Annotated in this window: 18 protein-coding genes and 1 other annotated feature; of the genes, 14 read left to right on the plus strand and 4 right to left on the minus strand. The window is 30.2% G+C overall.

The annotated features are described in order from the left end of the window. Positions 1-21: 21 nt before the first annotated feature. Positions 22-417: a DUF6762 family protein gene (locus tag FGL08_RS04550; protein ID WP_138209648.1), complete on the plus strand. Its 396-nt coding sequence runs from the start codon at positions 22-24 to the stop codon at positions 415-417. 74 nt (positions 418-491) lie between these two features. Then, on the plus strand, positions 492-1,136 hold the full coding sequence (gene uppS, locus FGL08_RS04555) for a polyprenyl diphosphate synthase (protein ID WP_138209649.1): 645 nt from the start codon (positions 492-494) through the stop codon (positions 1,134-1,136). Between the two features lie 89 nt (positions 1,137-1,225). Here the strand turns inward: uppS and FGL08_RS04560 are convergent, their stop codons facing one another. Next, positions 1,226-1,453, minus strand: coding sequence for a glutaredoxin family protein (locus FGL08_RS04560; RefSeq protein WP_138209650.1), 228 nt, complete (start codon positions 1,451-1,453; stop codon positions 1,226-1,228). A gap of 292 nt (positions 1,454-1,745) precedes the next feature. On the opposite strand from FGL08_RS04560, the gene FGL08_RS04565 reads away from it, so the two are divergent. From FGL08_RS04565 to FGL08_RS04590, 6 genes are all read left to right on the plus strand, one after another. Beyond that, positions 1,746-1,985: a DUF1292 domain-containing protein gene (locus tag FGL08_RS04565; RefSeq protein WP_138209651.1), complete on the plus strand. Its 240-nt coding sequence runs from the start codon at positions 1,746-1,748 to the stop codon at positions 1,983-1,985. Positions 1,986-2,221: 236 nt separating this feature from the next. Further along, positions 2,222-2,851, plus strand: a complete 630-nt coding sequence (locus tag FGL08_RS04570; RefSeq protein ID WP_138209652.1) for a C39 family peptidase — start codon at positions 2,222-2,224, stop codon at positions 2,849-2,851. Between the two features lie 201 nt (positions 2,852-3,052). Next, positions 3,053-5,143, plus strand: coding sequence for a beta-galactosidase (locus FGL08_RS04575; RefSeq protein ID WP_138209653.1), 2,091 nt, complete (start codon positions 3,053-3,055; stop codon positions 5,141-5,143). 82 nt (positions 5,144-5,225) lie between these two features. Continuing rightward, positions 5,226-5,456 (plus strand) — a binding site (T-box leader). A 161-nt stretch (positions 5,457-5,617) separates the two neighbouring features. Then, positions 5,618-6,091, plus strand: a complete 474-nt coding sequence (tnpA, locus tag FGL08_RS04580) for an IS200/IS605 family transposase (RefSeq protein WP_138209354.1) — start codon at positions 5,618-5,620, stop codon at positions 6,089-6,091. A 183-nt stretch (positions 6,092-6,274) separates the two neighbouring features. Further along, on the plus strand, positions 6,275-7,966 hold the full coding sequence (gene argS / locus FGL08_RS04585) for an arginine--tRNA ligase (protein WP_138209654.1): 1,692 nt from the start codon (positions 6,275-6,277) through the stop codon (positions 7,964-7,966). 129 nt (positions 7,967-8,095) lie between these two features. Then, complete coding sequence (locus tag FGL08_RS04590) at positions 8,096-8,893, plus strand: ribonuclease H-like domain-containing protein (protein WP_138209655.1); 798 nt, start codon at positions 8,096-8,098, stop codon at positions 8,891-8,893. Positions 8,894-8,973: 80 nt separating this feature from the next. On the opposite strand, the gene FGL08_RS04595 is transcribed toward FGL08_RS04590, so the two are convergent. The 3 genes from FGL08_RS04595 to FGL08_RS04605 are packed head-to-tail and all read right to left on the minus strand — an operon-like array spanning position 8,974 to position 11,231. Continuing rightward, positions 8,974-9,195 carry a FeoB-associated Cys-rich membrane protein gene (locus tag FGL08_RS04595; RefSeq protein ID WP_138209656.1) on the minus strand — a complete coding sequence of 74 codons (222 nt, stop codon included), beginning with the start codon at positions 9,193-9,195 and terminating at the stop codon, positions 8,974-8,976. A gap of 42 nt (positions 9,196-9,237) precedes the next feature. Beyond that, complete coding sequence (gene feoB / locus FGL08_RS04600) at positions 9,238-11,004, minus strand: ferrous iron transport protein B (protein ID WP_138209657.1); 1,767 nt, start codon at positions 11,002-11,004, stop codon at positions 9,238-9,240. 2 nt (positions 11,005-11,006) lie between these two features. After that, positions 11,007-11,231 (minus strand): FeoA family protein, encoded by a 225-nt coding sequence (locus FGL08_RS04605; protein WP_138209658.1) that lies wholly within the window; start codon positions 11,229-11,231, stop codon positions 11,007-11,009. A 149-nt stretch (positions 11,232-11,380) separates the two neighbouring features. On the opposite strand from FGL08_RS04605, the gene FGL08_RS04610 reads away from it, so the two are divergent. The 6 genes from FGL08_RS04610 to FGL08_RS04635 all read left to right on the plus strand — a co-directional run bounded on the left by FGL08_RS04610 (position 11,381) and on the right by FGL08_RS04635 (position 21,480). Further along, complete coding sequence (locus FGL08_RS04610) at positions 11,381-12,037, plus strand: ribonuclease H-like domain-containing protein (protein WP_138209659.1); 657 nt, start codon at positions 11,381-11,383, stop codon at positions 12,035-12,037. Positions 12,038-12,236: 199 nt separating this feature from the next. After that, the gene (locus tag FGL08_RS04615) at positions 12,237-15,584 is read left to right on the plus strand and encodes an NAD-dependent DNA ligase (RefSeq protein ID WP_138209660.1); all 3,348 of its coding nucleotides are present in this window, start codon (positions 12,237-12,239) and stop codon (positions 15,582-15,584) included. 62 nt (positions 15,585-15,646) lie between these two features. After that, positions 15,647-17,143 carry a Ycf46 family AAA ATPase gene (locus tag FGL08_RS04620; protein ID WP_138209661.1) on the plus strand — a complete coding sequence of 499 codons (1,497 nt, stop codon included), beginning with the start codon at positions 15,647-15,649 and terminating at the stop codon, positions 17,141-17,143. A 372-nt stretch (positions 17,144-17,515) separates the two neighbouring features. Continuing rightward, positions 17,516-19,207 (plus strand): GspE/PulE family protein, encoded by a 1,692-nt coding sequence (locus tag FGL08_RS04625; RefSeq protein ID WP_138209662.1) that lies wholly within the window; start codon positions 17,516-17,518, stop codon positions 19,205-19,207. Next, on the plus strand, positions 19,200-20,276 hold the full coding sequence (locus FGL08_RS04630) for a type IV pilus twitching motility protein PilT (RefSeq protein WP_138209663.1): 1,077 nt from the start codon (positions 19,200-19,202) through the stop codon (positions 20,274-20,276). The genes FGL08_RS04625 and FGL08_RS04630 overlap by 8 nt, the downstream gene beginning before the upstream one ends. 1 nt (position 20,277) lies before the next feature. After that, on the plus strand, positions 20,278-21,480 hold the full coding sequence (locus tag FGL08_RS04635) for a type II secretion system F family protein (RefSeq protein ID WP_138209664.1): 1,203 nt from the start codon (positions 20,278-20,280) through the stop codon (positions 21,478-21,480). The last annotated feature ends 24 nt before the right edge of the window (positions 21,481-21,504 follow it).

Consider the following 21,504-nt stretch of genomic DNA (forward strand, 5'->3'; position numbering starts at 1 on the left):
ATGATGAAAAGAGGATGAAATATGGAAGAATGTACAATAATGCTTATAGAGAAGGATTTAGATGGAAACCTTTTAGAAGAAATAGATAATTACAAGATAGAAAATGCTGATTTAGTTAAGGGCTTTTATGGAGTAAGAGATAATGATTCAATTAATGTCTATCTCTTATTGAGTACTGATAGAGATGTGGAAGATTGGGAGTTTAATGCTATTTATGATCATATAGATTTAGATAACTTAAAGGAGCGTTATTTATCTGTAGAGGAAGTAGAAGATACTTACAATCCGACATTTGAATTTAAAATAAAATATAAAGAAGATATGGAAGAAGATTTAAATGAGCTGATTAATTTATATTATGAAGAGTTATCAAAGACTTATTCTATAATAGAAGAGTACAAAGAAGAATATATTTAAAAAAATTCTCCTCCAGGTATTATAAATACAAAACATGGAATAATATAGGTATGATATCTAGAGGAGTGAGAAGCATGAGAATACCAAAACATGTAGGAATAATTCCAGATGGAAATAGACGTTGGGCACAATGCAATGGTTTAACTAAAGATAGGGGATATGAAAATGGACTGATGCCAGGTCTTACAGCAGTAAAAATTTTAAAAGACATGGGAGTTCAAGAGATAACATATTATGGTTTTACAACAGACAATACCAAAAGACCCAAGGAACAATGTGAAGCTTTTACAAATGCCTGTATAAAAGCTGTGAATTTAATAAAAGATGATGATGTTTCTCTTTTAGTTATAGGGGATACAAACTCTCCAATGTTTCCGGAGCAGTTAACTCCTTACACGAAAAGACATGAGGTTTCAGAGAATAAAGTTAAGATTAATTTCCTTGTAAATTACGGATGGAATTGGGATTTATATTCACTTAGTAAAGGAAAGTTTACTAACAGGAAAGATATATATGGAAATATTCAATCTAAGGAGATTTCAAGGATAGATTTAATTATAAGATGGGGTGGACGTAGAAGGCTTAGCGGTTTCTTACCCGTACAATCTGTTTACTCAGACTTTTATATAGTCGATGAGTACTGGCCAGATTTTAAACCCCAACATATATACAATGCCATAGATTGGTACCAAAGCCAGGATGTAACTTTAGGTGGGTAAGGGAAAAGACTATTAAAGAAAATCTTTAATAGTCTTTTTATTGGGGATACATTTTAAATCGGGATACATTATATAGGGAAATTTATTTATTATAGTCCTAATAAAGAGTCAACTCTTGCTTTATCAAAACCAAGAATTTGTTCCTCTCCGATTAGGATTACAGGCACACTCATAAAGCCCATGGCCATTAATTCTTTTCTAAATTGGCCTTCTTTAATATTTTTTTCTTCAAATTCTATATTGTTTTGTTTTAAATATTCTTTTGCGGTTACACAATGTGGACATGTGTCTGAAGTATAAACTTGAACCTTTTCCATATTTAAAACCTCCTTGAGTTTTTGTTTAATTATACCATAAACTCGTAGTTTATTAAGTAAACAAATGATTAAATAATCAGTTAAGACTAAGTATCAATTTGTTAACTATATTATATAATAATAATTTTCCTTTGTAAATAGTTTTTTGGTATAATTTTCACTATAAATTTAATTTTACATGATTAGTATTTATAGATACGTATTTTTTATACTTTTAAAATTTTCTATTAATAAAAACATATACTTTGCACAAAATATATTTGTAAAATAAAAAACAAAGGAGAAATATAATATGAGTAAACCATTTATGACTGTAGAAAATGCTCAAGGTAAAACTGTGGAATTAGAATTAGTAGATACAATTCAAGTTGATAGTTTCAAATATATTATAGTATCAGAAATGGATTCAGATAATGCTTTTGCCTATAGGGTAGATGAAGATCACGGAAAACCTAAGTATTCATCCATTGGAAATGGAAGTGAGTTTAGAAAAGTTTTAGAAAAATATAATGAAAAACATATGCAACATTAAAAATATCATATTGTAATAAACTTATATAAAGCTATATAAATAAATTATAAAAACTTACAGAATTAGTAGCAAATTTAATCTATAGCTATTTAAATTCTGTAAGTTTTTTGTTAAAAAATATAAGCTTTAAATTAGTGTAGTCATTTTGTTACTAGAATATATTTCAAAATGAGAGTAACCTATATGTAGAATAGGTTTACAATATATATTTTGTTTAGAATTTAGGGGGATTGAATATGAAAATAAACCGTACAAAAGTTTTAGGGGTAGTGTTGATATCTTTTATAGCATTATTTTGTTTATTAATAAAAAGTTTCTATTTTAAAGAATATTCTATGGGTAATGACAAAATTCCATATTATAGTCAAAGAGATAAAAGGTGGGGGAATAAACTATATGGTAAAAAAGGCACTATAAGAAGTTCAGGATGTGGACCAACAAGCTTAGCCATGGTTATATCAGGGATTACAGGAAGGAAAGATATAACACCTAAAGCTGTTGCAGATTGGTCAGTAGAAAATGGACATAGGGCAGAAGGAAATGGTTCATATTGGTCATTGATGACAGAGGGAGGAAAAGCCTTTGGGCTTAATGTAAGGCAAGTAAGTAGAAAAAATAAAAATGAAATATTGAATTCTCTAAAACAAGGGAAAGTAGCTATTGTTAGTTTAGATAAAGGGGAAATCGCTTCTGAAGGTCATTTTATTGTGCTTATAGGTATAACAGAAGATAATAAAATACTTATTCATGATCCCTCCAGTATTAATAATTCAAAAAAGGCATGGGAACCTGATATCATTTTTAATGAAAGTTCTAAGAATGCAGGGGAAAACGGTAGTCCTTTTTGGATTTTTCATAAGAGATGATTATTTAGAACTCACTCATATTTAAGATAGAAGCGAGTTTTATGATTAATTAAAAAGTTCTTACAACTATCCAGGGTATCTGATATAATACAAATAGATAAACTAACTTCTAAGTATGTAAATCGCATAAGAAAAGGTTTTCTATATTTAATATAGTATTAAATATAAATCATTAAGAGTATACGTTATGGGGGTTTGATCATGAGGACTAATTATGGACCAATAAGTAAAAAAGTTAATAGAGTATTGCATGGGGCAGATTACAATCCAGAGCAGTGGATAGATGTTCCTGGGATTTGGAACGAGGATGTAAGACTTATGAAACTTGCAGGTTGTAATGTTGTAGCCGTTGGAATATTTTCATGGACAGCTTTAGAACCAGAAGAAGGCAGATTTGAGTTTGGCTGGCTAGATGAAATCATGGATACTATGCATAAAAATGATATACATGTAATTCTAGCAACTCCAAGTGGAGCTAGACCAGCTTGGATGTCAGCTAAATATCCAGAAGTTTTAAGAGTTCAAGATAATAGAGCTCGTAATCTTCAAGGTGGAAGACATAATCATTGTTATACATCTCCAGTGTATCGTGAAAAAACGGGAATAATTAATAGAAAACTTGCAGAAAGATATAAAGATCATCCAGCATTAATTATGTGGCACGTATCTAACGAGTACGGTGTATCTAAGGAATTTGGCGGAGACTGTCATTGTGAATACTGTCAGGAAGCTTTTAGATCATGGTTAAAAGATAAGTATAATAATGATCTTAATAAATTAAATAAGCAGTGGTGGGCAAAGTTTTGGAGTCATACATATACTGATTGGTCGCAAATTGAGTCTCCATCACAACGTGGAGAAAGCTATCTACACGGGCTTAATTTAGATTGGAAGAGGTTTACATCCCACCAAGTAATAGATTTTTATAAAAATGAAATTAAACCCTTAAGAGAAATAACTCCGGATATACCTGTAACTACGAATTTTGATGAATACGTAAATCTTAATGAGGGAATAGACTATTGGAAATTTGCACCTCATGTTGATGTAGTATCTTGGGATAACTATCCATATTGGCATGGAGAGCGTCCAGACTCGCTTGAAGCTAGTAGAAGGGCATTTATACATGATTTAAATAGATCATTAAAAGGAGGAAAACCATTTATTTTAATGGAAAGCTCTCCAAGTGCAACAAATTGGCAATCAGTGGCTAAGTTAAGACGTCCTGGTATGCATGTACTTTCTTCCATTCAAGCTATAGCTCATGGATCTGACACTGTACAATATTTTCAGTGGAGAAAAAGCAGAGGATCATCTGAAAAGTTCCACGGAGCAGTTGTAGATCATTGTGGACATGAAAATACAAGAGTATTTAAAGATGTTTCAGATGTAGGAAATATATTATCTAAACTTTCTCCTGTAATTGGAACATCAGTGGATGCAGAGGTAGCTGTTATATATGATTGGGAAAATTTCTGGGCATTAGATGATGCACAAGGTCCAAGGGTAGAGAAAAAGGATTATTTTGAAACTTGCCAAAAACATTATAAGGCTTTTTGGGAAATGAGTATACCTGTAGATGTAATAAATATGGATGTAGATTTTTCTAAGTATAAAATCCTTATTGCACCTATGTTATATATGGTAAGACCAGGAGTAGGAGGGAGAATAGAGGAATTTGTTAAAAGGGGTGGAACTTTTGTTACAACTTACTGGAGCGGTATAGTAAATGAAAATGATTTATGTTTCCTTGGTGGTTTCCCAGGTCCGCTTAGAAAAGTTACTGGAATTTGGTCAGAAGAATTAGATGTTTTATATGATGATGATGTAAATTATGTGAAATTTGAGGGTGGAACTCCACTTCTAATTCAAAATGAATATGAAGCTAAGGTTTTCTGTGATTTAATTCATGCTGAAACAGCAAAGGTACTTGCAACATACAAGGAAGATTTCTATGCAGGAAGACCAGCACTTACTGTAAATGAGTTTGGATCTGGTAAGGCATATTATATAGCATTTAGAAATAACGAAGAATTCCTTATAGATTTCTATAATAGTATCTCAAAAGACATAAAGTTAAAGAGAGTACTAGAGAGTGATTTACCTTGTGGTGTTACAGCTCAAACACGTTATGATGAGGAAAATGAATTTGTATTTATATCGAATTTTACGAAAGATGAAAAGAGTGTGGACCTTGGAGATAAAAAATTTAAAGACATGGTAACTTCTGAGGGTGTTGGGGGAGAAATAAAATTAAAAGCTTATGAAGTTAAAATACTTCAAAAAATATAGATTTATAATATAAAATTAGTTATAAAATAAGGTTGACAAAAGAGAAATTCTAATACTATAATAATTAGTAATAGAATAAAGGATAAATTCAATGAAAAGGAAAGTACTTTTTTAGATGACTTTAAGCGAGCAGAGTATGGTGAGAGTCTGTAGGTCTATAAAATAGGAAGAGAGCCTTGGAGAAACTACTTGAAATAGGTAAAACTTAAGTAAAGTACGTCGCATTTAGCGTTAGATTATTGAGAGGAACATAACTATAATAAATTTATATTATGTTCAATTAGAGTGGTACCGCGATTTACTCGTCTCTATTTTATTATAGAGATGAGTTTTTTTTTTTGTATTATGAATACCACAGGTTATACCTGTGGTTCTAAAAAGCTTTTAGCTATGAGTAGAAAAAATAAAACCTCCAATGTAAAATGAAAGTAGGTTTGCCGACCACAATCATTAAACAAAGGAGGTATATCCAATATGGATAATAGTAGTTTAGCACATAGCAAGTGGAATTGTAAATATCATATAGTTTTCGCACCTAAGTATAGGAGACAAGTAATATATGGGAAGATAAAAGCAGATATAGGACAAATATTAAGAAAGCTATGTGAACATAAAGGAGTAGAAATAATTGAAGCAAATGCGTGCAAAGATCACATACATATGCTTGTAAGTATACCACCAAAACTAAGTGTATCTCAATTTATGGGATATCTAAAAGGAAAAAGTTCGTTGATGATATTTGATAGACATGCAAATTTAAAATATAAATATGGAAATAGACAATTTTGGTGTAAGGGTTATTATGTTGATACAGTTGGTAGAAATAAAAAAGTTATAGAGGAATATATAAAGAATCAGATACAAGAAGATATAGCATATGAACAGATGAGTTTAAAAGAATATATAGACCCGTTTACGGGTAAGCCAGTAAAACAAGGCAAAAAATAATACCCCTTTTAGGGGTAGCCTGTAAAAATTTTGCGGTTGGCAAGCCGTTCAATGTGCGAGTAGCACAGCCAGTAATATGCCCTTATAGGGCTAAAGCAAGCCACCCGTTTTACGGGTGGTCCTGACTTTACTCATTTTTAGACTAGAAGTAAGATTAATTACACAACCTAAGGAGGTAATACTATGAATTATAAAAAACTTATAGCACAAGAAGTTAGTAAATTAGTAGAAGTAGATATAGAGAATATAGAAAAATTAATTGAAATTCCACCTCAATCAGAAATGGGCGATTATGCTTTTCCTTGTTTCCAATTTGCAAAAACTTTAAGAAAAGCACCTAATTTAATCTCTGCAGATTTAAAGGAAAAGTTACAAATTGAGGGTATAGATAAGATAGAGAATGTTGGACCATATTTAAACTTTTTTGTAAACAAAGAGATATTTTCAAAAAATACTATTGAGAAGATATTAAAAGAAAAAGAATCTTATGGTTCATGTAAAGTTGGAGAAGGTAAAAATGTAATAGTAGAATACTCATCTCCTAATATTGCAAAGCCATTTCATGTTGGGCATTTATTTAGTACAGCTGTAGGTCACTCTCTTTATGAAATTTTAAAATTTCAAGGATATAACTGTACAAGAATAAACCACGTAGGAGATTGGGGAACGCAATTTGGTAAATTGATTTCTGCTTATAAAAGATGGGTAGATGAAGAAGCGTTAGAAAAAGATCCTATACCAGAACTTTTAAGAATTTATGTTAAATTCCATGATGCTGCAGAAGAAAATCCTGAATTAGAAACAGAAGCAAGAGCACACTTTAAAAATCTAGAAGATGGAAAAGAGTTTGAAGTAGGTCTTTGGAAGAAATTTAAGGACTTAAGTTTAAAAGAGTTCGCAAAAGTTTATGATTTATTAGGTGTAGAGTTTGACTCTTATGCTGGTGAGAGTTTTTATAGTGATAAGATGCCTGTTATAACTAAGGCTATAGAAGATAAAGGCATACTTACAGATAGTAATGGTGCTAAGGTTGTTATGCTTGATGATTACAATATGCCACCATGTATAATTAAAAAATCAGATGGTGCAACTATATATGCGACTCGTGACCTTGCAGCTGCAAAATACAGAAAAGATGAATATGATTTTCATAAGAATATTTATGTAGTTGGAAAAGACCAAAGTCTTCATTTTAAACAAATATTCACTACATTAAAACTAATGGAATATGATTGGGCAGATGACTGTATACATGTTCCATTTGGTCTTGTAAGATTTGCAGATAAAAAGCTTTCTACAAGAAAAGGTGATGTAATTCTTCTTGAAGAACTATTAAAAGGTGCTATAGATAAAACTATAGAGATTATAAATGAAAAAAATCCAAACCTTAAGAATAAGGAAGAAGCTGCGAAGACTATTGGAATAGGTTCAGTAATATTTACCTATCTTAAAAATTCAAGAGAAAAGGATATAGTATTTAATTGGGGGGAAATGTTAAGCTTTGATGGTGAAACAGCTCCATATGTACAGTACACTTATGCTCGTGGAAAAAGCATATTAAATAAAGTTTCAAAATCAAGCGTAGAGGCAGATTTTAGCCTATTAAACAGTAAAGAAGAGTTTGAACTTGTAAAACAATTATCTAATTTCTCTAAGGCTATAAATTACGCTGCAGACAAGTTAGAGCCTAGTGTAATTTCAAGATATGTTTTAGATGTTGCTAAGTATTTTAATAAGTTCTATAACAGCCATAATATTGCAAATACAGAAGATGAAAAACTTAAAAATGCAAGAATTGAATTGGTAGAGAGTACCTGTCAAGTTATAGAAAATGCTCTTAAGTTATTAGGAATTGGTGTAGTTCAAGAAATGTAATATAATAATTTAATAAAAATAAAACCGTTAGTCTTATGGATTAACGGTTTTATTAAAAAAAGTGTACTCATGAATTTTTTTTTGGTGTATAATATACTATTGATGACCTAATTAGTTTGGAGGAAAGTAATGTATATTCGAGAATATAAAACAGACTTATTAGTACCAGATGAGGTATATGATAAGTATGGTTTAAAAAATGTAGCTTTTTTTGATATTGAGACTACGGGATTTAATAAAGTTTCAGATGTTATAATGTTAGTTTCACTAGGATATTATTTAGATAGGGAGAAATTCTATATAAAGCAATACTATGCAGAATACGTTGAAGATGAAGAGAGCATAATGCAGGAACTTAAAAAGGATATTAGCGGATTTAATTTTTGGTGTTCTTATAATGGAATAGCTTTTGATGAGCCTTATGTTAAAAAGAAAATGGAGATTCATCATATAGATTTTACTGCACCAGAAAATCATATAGATCTTTATAGGCTTATAAAACCTTATTATACTCAATTTGGACTTCAGAGATGTAATCTTAAAACCATTGAAAAATATTTAGGTATAGAGAGAAAAGATCAAATTGACGGGGGACTTAGTGCCCAATTGTATAAGCAATATTTATATACTAATAATGAGGAAATAAGAGATACTATAATGCTTCATAACTATGAGGATGTTTTAAATCTTCCTATTTTGTTTAATCTACTACATAAGATAGATACGGATCCTAGCATTATAAAAGAGCCAAGCATTACAAAAAATCAGCTTAGATATATAAATATACTTGCAAAGAAAAATAATATCACATTAAAATCTAACCTTAGTAGTATTTCAAAAAAGGCTGCATCTAGAGCAATAGATTGCATATTAAAAGGAAATCATAATGGGGAAGAAATAGATTTTTTAATAAAGGATACATATTAAATTTCTTACCTTTTTATCTGTAGTATATTTTAATTTGTAATACAAAAGAGGCAATCATAAATTATGATTGCCTCTTTTAATTATTTATCTTGTTTATTTTGTTCTTGATTTTTTTCCATAGCTTCTTTTTTTGAAACAAAATTTATTACATTAGATTCATTTGAACCTTTTGAATCACAACCGCTACAACCACTGCATCCACCAGAGCAGCCACAGCCTTTGCCTGTTATTTGGTTTTTAATTTGTTTTCCTATAATATAAATTGCAAGGAGCACTATAGCTCCGATAATAATATATTCCATTAATAACACCCTCTTTAAATTATTTTAGTTTGAGAGAGCCTACTATAATATAACAAAGTAAAATAGGTTATAGACCATAAAGGAAACTATCCAAGCAAGTATAAATTGATATAATACTGAAAAGATGGCCATCTTCGTTCCATATTCCTTTTTCATGGTTGCAATAACTGAAACACAAGGGGTATATAAAAGTATAAATACTAAGAAACTAATGGCTGAAGCTGTGGTAAAAAAGTTAGGTAATATCTCTTTTAAATTTCCAGCATAAATAATTTCCATAGTACTTACCACTACTTCTTTAGCCATAAGTCCAGTTAAAAGTGATACGGAGTTTTGCCAAATTCCGAAACCTAAAGGAACAAATATAGGATTTATAAATTTTCCAATAGATGCGAGAAAACTATTATTAATATCCGTCATACCGGTAAAATTAAAATTAGATAAAAGCCAGACTAAAACAGATAAAGCAAATATAATAGTTCCAGCCTTTTTTATGAAACCTTTTCCTTTATCCCAAGTGTGTAGAAAAAGGTTTTTAGGTTCTGGAAGCTTGTAGTCCGGAAGTTCTATAATAAAAGGCTCTTCGTCTTTTTTGAATATAGTATTTTTAAACAATATACCTATTAAGAAGGAGAGCAGTATTCCTAATAGGTACAGAGAAAAAACAATTAAAGTACCTTTATAAGGAAAAAATACAGAAGTAAATAAAGCGTATACTGGAAGTCTTGCATTACAGGACATTAGTGGTACTAAAAGGGCCGTAAGTTTCCTATCTTTTTCACTCTCTAGGGTTCTAGCTGACATAATAGCAGGAACTGAACACCCAAAACCAACAATCATAGGAATAAAGGCTTTTCCCGATAGGCCCATTTTTCTCATTAACTTGTCCATAATAAGTGCAGCCCTTGACATGTATCCACTATCTTCTAATATAGAAATGCCTAAAAATAGTGATACTATAATAGGTACAAATACTAAAATAGAACCAACTCCAGATATTATTCCATCAATTATAAGAGAAGATACAACTGGATTATATCCATCCAGTTTCCCATGCATAAATGGTATTAGAACTTCATTTAAACCTTCATCTAATAAATCTGACAAAGGTTGTCCCACCCAGTTAAAAGTAAACATAAATATTAAAAACATAATTAAAAAGAAAATTGGAAATGCTAGATATTTGTTTAAAGCAAATTTGTCTATGACTTCTGTTATATTAGTTTTTGTACTACTTTTTAAGGTTATGCAATTCTTTAAAAGTTCTTCAATATAAGTATAAGTTTCTTTTTCATGTGGAAAGTGCTTAAGCTTCATATAAGAAATATCTTTAAAAGTGTTATTTTCTACAACATCTATTAATTTTTCTATTCCTTTATTTTTAGAAGCTATTATAGGTATGACAGTTACACCTAAACTTTCCTCTAATCTATTATAGTCTATGTATATTCCTTTATTCTCTGCAGCGTCAATCATATTTAATATTAATATAATTGGCTTATTAAATTTCTTAAGTTCTGTAGTTAAGTATAGATTTCGCTCTAAATTAGATGCATCTACAATGTTTAAAATAAAATCTACATCTTCATGTTTTAAAAAATCTTTAGATACAATCTCTTCATTAGAATATGTATCCATGGCATATATGCCAGGTAGGTCTACTATCTTAATGTCTTTGGTTAAGAATCCTTCTTTTTTTTCTACAGTTACTCCTGCCCAGTTTCCCACATATTGTTTTGAACCGGTCAAATAGTTGAATAAAGTCGTCTTACCAACGTTTGGATTTCCAACTAAGGCAGCTACTCTCAATTTTAAGCCTCCTTTATAAGGATATTTTTAGCATCACTTTTTCTAAGTGCTATACTGAATCCTCTTACATTTAAAACTAGAGGATCGCCTAAAGGAGCTTTTGCACAGAGGCAAATTTCAGTTCCTTCAATACATCCTAAGGCTTGAAGTCTTTTAACCAATTTTTCATTTCCACCTATACTGGAAATAAAAGCTTTTTCCCCTAAATTCAGGTCGCAAATGCACATAATTGTCACCTCGTAATGAAAGTTATTATCACAATATCATAAGAAAATTCTATCACCTTCCAGCTATAAAGTCAATGTAAGCGAGCTTTGATAAAATTATGTAATTATAGTATACTAATAGAGTAAAAGCTTTAGAAAAGAGTGGTATTATGATATGTAAAAATAAAATAATAAAGGTTAATGATATAAATGAAGAAGATGTACTTATATTTAATAAAAAAGAAAACCTGTATGAAAAAGCCCTGTTTCTAGATTTAGAACATTATGTTTATAAGCATCCTATTTGCATTGGTGTTTTTGGAGTTTGCTTTTATAGTAAGATAGACAATGCCCTTATTTTCACACAATTTATGATAGAAAATGAAGAGGAAGCTCATGAAATCGTACACATGGCCTATAATTATTTAAAACATGTAAAAAAAGACCTTGGTAAAAAATATTTAGTTACCTTTTCGGGGAATAACGATTGCATTGTAATAGATTATCTATTTAAGGAAGAAAATATAAAGTTAGATATAAGGAAGTACTTTAAGCATATAGATTTGCAAAAGGTTTATGAAGGTCATAAGGGTGAAAGTATAGGACTTAAAAAATTAGAAAAGATATTTGAAATTCAAAGAGAAGGTGAACCCATTAGTGGTATGAATCTTGCTAAAACTATAAATAAAATAATTAAGAAAGAAGATTATTTTAAAAATATGCCTAGAGAAAAAATTCAACGAATTCTTCTATATAATGAACAGGATGTAGTAAACCTTTTTCATATTTATACTAATTGGAATAAATATATAAAAAGAGAACTTTAAATAATTTACATTTAAAGTTCTCTTTTTTATATCTAAATCATACAAAATATGCTATAATGTCTCTAGAAAAATAAGACATAATGTATGGAATTATGGTTTTATATGAAGAATTATCATGAAAATGTACCATTATTTGACGAAAAAGTACATTAAATTCTATTATAAAAAGTAAAATATTTAGAAAGGAACGGTCAGGGGAATGAGGAAGAGAAATATAAAGTTTGTGTTGCTTTTAAAAGATAACAAACCTGTTAGAACCATAGAAGAGCTTCAAACTTTTTATGAAAGTGAGAAAATTCTTCAGTATTTTCAAAATGGTCAGCTTATAAGATGGCTAGAACAAAGAGGATACAACGAAGAATTAGGGAAAATTGAAGAATTAAAAAGAGTGGATGAAGAATTTTTAAAGAGCTCTCTTAAGAACGTTCTAATAAATACAAGTTTTAATCCTATAAAAGATAATGAAAAATCAAGGGAAGATAGTGATCAAAATAGGGTTATACATAAAAAGAATAGTGTTCTTATGAGAAGAGAAGAAAGTAATAGTGTTTTAAATGAAAAACCTTTCACTGACAATTCAGAAAGTAATATTAGTGAGAGTTTAAAGAGTGTTCTAAATGTAGAAGGGAAACATGAAGAACATAAAGAAAAAAACTCATCCATACATGAGCTTGCTAAAGAAGAAGTTCTAACTGAAAATAATCATATAAGTGGAGAAGAAAACTTAACTGAAAATAACCATGTTGATGAAAAAGAAAATTATACAGTAAACCATAATGAGTCAAATTATGTCGAAACAGACAATGGAGTTGTGGAAAATAATGAAACTTCATTAGATAACTTAGAAGAGGCAGAAAGCGAAGTTGCTAGCGATACCCTAAATAAGTCCCAAACAGAATTAATAGGTGGAATTTCAAGAGGATTATTAAGTAAAGAATCAAATAAAGAAAGTGTAAAGACATCTATAGGTAATGGAATTGTTGGCATGGGCGGAGGACTTTCTAAACCATCTACTGGACTTAATGATAAGAAGTTACAAAGTACAAAATCTTCTTTAAACATCAATCTAAATCTTAATGCGGGTAATCCCATAAAAGAAAATCATGTAGCTAAACTCAATGAAGGAATTAAACCTTCATTAATTAAGGCTAATATAGGAAGTGGAATTTCACTTGGAGAAAAATCAGTTTCTCCTGAAGATTCTAAAGTAGATAAACAGAGAATCGGTCTTATGAAAAAACCTTTCAATTTAAATTCTAGCATATTAGATAATAAAGAGTGTCTAGATGAAAAAGTAAATCTAATAAATGAAGATATCCAAAATGAAATTGTAGAAGAAGTAAAGGTTAAAGAAGAAATAGAGGAAATAAAAAAAGAGACTGTAGAGAAAGCCGATTTAGGTAAACAAAGTTTAAATAAACAAGTGGAAGATGAAAAAATAGAAGATGAGTTTGATATAAATAAAATTAGTGAATTTATAACGGATCCAAGTATAGTAGAGACTTTAAAGAATTTCTACTTAAGCAATAAGGATATCAAGCTTAAAACTAAGCCTAAAGAATCTAAAGTTTTAAATGAACAAGAAAATAAAACTATTATAGAAGATAAGAAAGTGGAAGAGTGTAATTTAAATTCAGTTAATATTTCTAAGGAAGAAAAAATAAAATTACCTCAGAATGATGAAAATACAAATGGTAGCTCAATTATAAAAAGCACTGAGACTTCTCAAAACACAGAAAATACTGCATATAACTATGACTTTAATAGGGCAAATAAATTAAAAGAAAATAGAAAAGAAGAGCCTATAAAGGAAAACAAAGGTATCGGAAGTGTCTTTAATCATTTATTTAAGAAGAACTTAAAATCACCAGAAAAACAGGAAAGTGAAGTAAAAACTATTAGAAAAGAAGTTAAAGGTAAAATAACTGTACACTCACAAGAAGAGTATAGAGATGCTTTAGAACATAGAGCTAATTGTGAGGAAATTTTATATGTTAATGTAGAATGTAACAATCTTGAGGTGTCCGATAAGGATAAAAATATAAAATATGTAGGGGTTAACAATCCATCTATATTTATTACAGGTTCTAGAATTTTTGATGGTAGAAAAAATAATATAAGTTTCTCTAATTTAAATATAACATCAAAAGCAAAAATAAATTTTACAGCTGAAAAGCTTGAAGGATGTTTAATAAACAAGGATATTATTAAAAAGGATATTAGTGATCTTTTAATAAGTCATCCTAATATTTTAGCAGAAGTAGAAGAATGCTATTTCCTTAAAGAAAGTTTTGAAGATACAGGAATAGAAGAATCAAAAAGTCTTCAAAGTTTCATAAGAAATATCTATAAGGGAGAAAAGGATTTTTCAGAGGTTGTAGCTACTGTTAAATATGAAGGAGTATCTGTATTTACTAACTTAACTATGGGTATAGTAGATAAAGCTTTTTATAAAACAGAAGAAGATACTTATGAAGATGTATCTGATATATTCCAAAACATGGAACCGATTGATATATTTAAGAGAGACGGAGAAGTTGCTCTTCTTTTAAAAGCTTTAATAAGTAAAGAGAATTTAGAGGTTCTAAGAAATATAAAAGGAAAGAAATATAAGGGGCCAAAAGATGCTATTTGGGACTTATTTAAGAATAATGAACTTGAACAGTATCTTGAATATATAATGCTTATTCCTATAAAAATATTTAAACAGGGAATGCCAATAAACAGAAAAGAACAAATAAGATTAATAGAACTTATGAACATAGATACAGGAATACCATTTATATATAGAGCTTTTAGTGGTAAGAGAGAAAATGTAGAGAAAGATTTATATAGTTTCGTGCAAGAGGCTTCACTAAATAGAAATGAATATAATATCCATTTTAAAGGTGTAGTAGTGGAAATATTAGATCAGGAACTAAGAGAGAAGCTTGGCGTTAAAGATGGTAAAAGTAATTTTGAAACCATGTTTAAATTTAAAAGTGAGGTACACAAAACAAGGGTAAGAGATGTTTATTTTTCATTAGATGAAAATAAAACCTTAATTCCTATGTTAGAAATAGATCCTATAGTTACTTCAAAAAGAACTGTAAATACTATTTCCATAAAAGATCCTAGAAAATTAAAAGAGCTATACCTAAGACTTAATGATGTGGTATTAGTTGGTGTACAGGAAGGTGAAGAACCTATCATAATGAAGGATGAGCAGTTATCACAAAATAATAAAAATGCTTTAATTTCTATACCAGATTTTTGTCCAAGTTGTGGAACTCAATTGAGCGTTAAGGATTTAGGTGAATTTGGTAAATGCGAAAATCCTGAATGTAAAGGTGCCGTTACATATACTATATACAATAAATTAGTATCTATTAATATTACGGTAATACCTTTTAATGTAATTAATCTTCTTGTAAAGGAAGGATACATAAATGAGTTAGATGATTTATGTAAAATCTATCCTGAAGAGCTTGCAAGAATATCTGAGGCAAGACAAGAAGAAATAGAACAAGCTATAAATATAATTCAATATATGAATAAGGAAGTTTAGACAATTTTCCTATGCTAGAACTCTAGCATAGGAATGATTTTGTAGGTAAAGGAGAAAAAAGTATGTCAATAAATACAATTGAAGATAAGATTAGTTTATATGTAGATGCTCAGTATCCAATTATACATATTGACACTTATGAAGAAAGTAGAGCGGAAAAACTAATAAAAAATGTTTGCTACAATTTTAATATATATGAGTGGAATAGAGCAAAAGGACTTACAAATTCTGAAGAGAGTAAGATTATTGAGTCACAGGAATTAGAAGAAGCTATTGATTATTTTAACAGTTTAGATGAAGAAGAGTTAGATAGAAAAGCCTTAATTATAAAAGATGTGCATTATTATATTAAAAATTCAGAGGTTCTAACAAAGTTAAAAAGACTAGTTTTAAAGTCTTTATCTGGAGTGGAATTTAGGATATTTTTTATAGGACCTTTAATAGAAATCCCATTAGAAATTAGCGAGTATGTAACAGTTTTTGAATTAGAAACACTAACTAAAAAAGATATAGAGAATTTTATTAGAGAATTTATTAGAGTTTACGAAGTAGAAGTTGTAGAAGATGAATTTATAGAATATTTATCTATATTATTAAAGGGACTTACAGAATCTGAAATAGAAAATATTTTATCCTTATCTTATGCAACTTATGGAGAGATAAGTTGCAGAGCTTTAAACCTCATATTAGAAGAAAAAGCCCAGGTGGTAAGAAAATCTGGAGTTTTAACTATGGTGTTAAACCAAACTAAGTTTGAGGAGATAGGTGGCTTAAAGAATATAAAAAAATGGTTATCTAAGAAGGCTTTTATATTTAAAGAATATGAAAGAGCATTAAGTATGGGAATTGAAGTTCCAAAGGGAGTATGTATAGTAGGTATGCCAGGGTGTGGTAAATCTTTAACAGCGAAAGGTGCTGGAGATTTATTTAAGGTGCCTACCTTAAGGTTTGACATGGGAGGAATTATAGGGAGCCATGTAGGAGAAGCAGAATGTAATATGAAAAAGGCAATAAAATATGCAGAAAGATTTTCTCCATGTATATTGTGGATAGACGAAATAGAAAAAGCCTTCTCTGAAATGAACTCCACAGTAGGCGGAAAACAAGAAGCGCTTATTATAACTTCATACTTCTTAACTTGGTTACAAGAGAAGAAGACTCCAGTATTTGTAGTAGCTACAGCAAATAGTGTTAAAAATATTCCATCAGAACTTCTTAGAAAGGGAAGATTTGATGAGGTGTTCTTCGTGGATTTCCCTAAGGAAGAAGAGAGACGTGAAATTTTAGAAGTACATTTAAAAAAGAGAAAAGGAAGTATAGAAGGAATAGATATAGATTACTTAAGTAAGGCTACAGAAGGCTTTACAGGGGTAAGTATAGAAAGCATTATAAAAGAAAGCATGGAAAATGCGTTTATTGATGGAAGAGAAGAAATAACTAATGAAGATATAATAAGTGCTATTGAAAGCAATTATGATCAACGTGAAATTCTTAAAACAGAAGTTAAGGAAAAATATAACATTTTTAAAGAGCATAATTTTAAAAACGCTTCAAAATAAATTAAACATGCAAAAAACATCGAAAAAGGTACAAAAAAATTAATTTTTTGTGTTGTAATGTCATCATAACTAATTTATTATAAATTTAAGGGAAAAAAGATAGAAAATTATAGTAAAAGTTAGTTAAATGAACAACATAAATTAATATTTTTAAAATAGATTAAAATTTTAAGAAAATCCACAGGTTCAAGGGATAAACCTGTGGGTTTTAAGATAAAAATAAATAAAATAAAAACATAAAAGTACAAGGAAATGAAAAAGTCAGTTAAATTTAACTGATACTTATATATCGGTTAAAATACTTAAAGTCTTTATAGTAAAATTAAAAAAACTTTAAGTTTTAAAATATGAAAGGGAGGGATTCCCTAAGCTATGATAGTTTGGAAGAAAAAAGAAAGAAAAAAATTAGGGGATATGCTTGTACAAGCAGGGAAGATATCTCAAGAAGATTTAATAAAATCTTTAGAAAACCAAATAAAAACTAGAGAAAAACTTGGTCAAATACTATTAAAGTCAAATTTAATTACAGAAGATGAGCTTGTAAATTTTTTATCTGAGCAGATGAATGTTAAAAGAATAGATTTATCTAATCTAGATATATCAGAAGAAGTTATAAAACTTATTCCAAAAGATGTATCAGAAAAGTATAACTTAATAGGATTTAAAGAAGAATATGGTGTTTTATGTGTAGCCATGACTGATCCTACAAATCTTTTTGCTATCGATGATTTAAGATTTATAACTCAAAAAAATATACAAACATTTATAGCTAAAAGTGAGTCTATAAAGAAGGCTATAGATAAATATTATAAAAAACAAGAAAATGAAGAAACATTAGAGGATCTAAAAAAAGAATATGAGATAGAGGAAATAGAAGAGGAAGAAACTGAGGAGCAAGAAGGAGTAATAAATGCGCCTACAGTTAGACTTACTAATTCTATATTAACTGGAGCTATAGATTTAAAAGCCAGTGATATTCATGTGGAGCCTTTTGAAAAGACTGTTATAGTAAGGTATAGGGTAGACGGTGCATTAAATGAAGTTATGAATATACCTAAAACAGCTTATCCTGCAGTTTCTACAAGAATGAAAATCATGGCTGGAATGAATATAGCTGAAAAAAGAATACCACAAGACGGAAGAATTCAAATGAAGATAAATGGTCTTCCATACGATTTCCGTGTAAACTCACTACCTACAATTTATGGGGAAAAAATAGTTATAAGAATACTTGATAGAACAGGTTCTCTAATAGATAGGGACATGCTTGGGTTTACTGATCAAGAAAATAAAATGATAGATAAAATCTTGAGGCAACCTAATGGTATTTTACTTGTTACAGGACCTACGGGAAGTGGTAAGACTACAACTCTATACTCTTTTCTAAAAGAGATAAATACCCCAGATAAAAACATTATAACTATAGAAGACCCTATAGAATATATGCTTGATAGAATAAACCAAGTTCAGGTAAATTCTAAAGCAGGGTTAACTTTTGCAGCAGGACTAAGAAGTATGTTAAGACAAGACCCGGACGTAATAATGGTAGGGGAAATAAGAGATGAGGAAACAGCTCAAATTGCAGTTAGGGCATCTATTACAGGACACTTTGTTTTATCTACACTTCATACCAACGATGCGCCAAGTACCATAACAAGACTTATAGATATGGGACTTGAGTCATATTTAGTTGCAGATGCTGTAGTTGGAATTATAGCACAAAGACTTGTTAGAAGAATTTGTCCTTATTGCAAAGAACAAGTTATGTCCAATGAATGGGAAAATGAAGTTATGAATCTTTCTCAATCAGTTCCAATATATAAAGCCACAGGATGTAAACATTGCAGTAACACAGGCTTTAAAGGAAGAGTTGCAGTCCATGAAGTTCTACTGATGAACAATGAAATAAGAAGAGTTGTAGAAAAGAAAGAGCCTATGGAAGTTATAATGGAGGCGGCAAAACGTAATGGAATGGTTAACTTATTTGGTAACTGTAGAGAGTTAGTTTTAAGAGGAGAAACCACAGTAAATGAAATGGTAAAGGTGGTGCATAGCAATGATTGATATAACTAATATAGAAGAAATTATAAGATATGCAGCAGAAGTGGATGCTACTGATATCCATTTAATTTGTGATTCTGCACCAGCAGTTAGAGTTCATAAAGAACTTTATGCCATTGAAAATGCAGAAAAACTTACACCAGAGATTTGTGTCCATCTTGCACTTAGTATAATGAGTGATAAAAACAAAGAGGAACTTCAAAGTGTAGGACAATCTGACTTTGCATTTTCTATGGGAGATTACGGCAGATTCAGAGCTAATGTTTTTATGCAAAGAGGTAACGTATCTTTAGCACTTAGAAGAATTTCATCTAAAATACCTAACTTTGATGTTTTAAATTTACCAAAGGCAATTAAGGGTTTTAGTAATTTACATAAGGGACTTGTACTTATTACCGGAGCAACAGGAAGTGGTAAATCAACTACCTTAGCGAGTTTATTAGATATTATAAATACAGAAAAGAGAAAACATATTATAACTATTGAAGACCCTATAGAGTATTTACATGAACATAAACTTTGTAGAGTTAATCAAAGGGAAATAGGCAACGATACGGATTCTTTTGCAGGAGCTTTAAGAGCTGCACTAAGAGAAGATCCTGATGTAGTGCTAGTAGGGGAAATGAGAGATCCTGAAACTATAAATATTGCGTTAACAGCAGCAGAAACAGGACACTTAGTGTTCTCTACATTACATACTGTAGGTGCTGCTAAAACAATAGATAGAATAATTGACGTATTCCCAGCAGATAGCCAAGGACAGATAAGAAGTCAGCTGGCTACTGTTCTAAAGGGTGTTGTGTCTCAGGAATTAGTACCTAGATGTGATAAAAAAGGTATTGTGGCTGCCTGCGAAGTTATGATAACTACACCTGCTATTAGTAACTTAATAAGAGAAGGAAAACCTCATCAAATTAATAATATGATTCAAGGTGGGGCTGACATGGGTATGCAAACCCTAGATTCGCATTTAGCTGATCTTTGCCAAAAAGGAATTATATCCTACGATCATGCACATGAAAGAGCGCAGGACGAAAAATTATTTAACAGCATGACAAGTAGGAGGTGGTAGTATGCCAGTTTATCAGTATACCGCTAAGAATGTTAGTGGAGAAGTTGTAACTGGAAAGTTAACTTCCGAAAATCAGCAAGAGCTTAAAAAATCTTTATATGATAAAGGTTTATTCTTAACAAAATCAAAAGAACAAGGTTCTGGATTATCTCTTGATAAGATTTTTAATAGAGTTAAGCTGAAAGAATTTGTTATCTTCTGCAGACAGTTCTCTGTAATATTAGGTGCAGGACTTACTGTAGTTGAAGGTGTTTCAATTATGTCAGATCAGACAGAAAGTAAAAAGCTTAGAGAAGTACTTTTAGATGTCCATGAGCAACTTTTAAAGGGAAGTGTATTCTCAGAGGCATTAAAAGCTCATTCAGACGTATTTCCGGAATTTTTTATAAATATGATTCAAGTTGGAGAAGCCAGTGGTTCATTAGAACTTATTTTAGATAGACTTGCAGAGTACTACGAAAAAGAAAACAAAATGAGAAAGAAAGTAAAGGGAGCTTTAACTTATCCTATTGTAGTAATAATTGTTGCTATTGGGGTTATCTCTTTACTTATGCTTAAAGTTCTTCCTATGTTTGCGGACATGCTATCTGGCATGGGTGGAGAGCTTCCATTACTTACAAAGATAATGATGAATATTAGTAATTTTATGGCGAAAAACTTTTTATTACTAACCCTTGTAAATGTATCTGTAGTAGGAGGCCTTGCATATTATTTCACTACAGAGGATGGAAGATATAAATGGGACGCCATCAAACTAAATGCCCCATTAATTAAAAAATTAACTGTAAAAGTAGTAACCTCAAAATTTGCTAGAAGTATGGGTATTCTTTTGAAAAGTGGTATTCCTATTATGAATGCCATGGATATAATGACAGGACTTGTAGGAAATAAAATAATTGAGGAAAAATTTAAAGGATGTAGTGAAGAAGTAAGAGGCGGGAAAGGAATATCAAAACCATTAAAAAATATGAACATATTCCCACCAATGCTAATTCACATGGTTTCTGTTGGAGAAAACACAGGAGAACTAGACGATATGCTTACAAGAACAGCAGTTTTCTTTGACGAAGAAGTAGAAGAAACCGTAGAACAATTAACCACACTAATAGAACCTATAATGATTATAGTACTGGGTTCTATAGTGGCAGTAATTATCTTGGCTGTTATGCTACCTATGGTTAGCGTTATGCAAAATATACAATAATATATAAAACTTAGGAGGTTTTAA

Source organism: Hathewaya histolytica (assembly GCF_901482605.1).
GTDB classification, from domain to species: domain Bacteria; phylum Bacillota; class Clostridia; order Clostridiales; family Clostridiaceae; genus Hathewaya; species Hathewaya histolytica.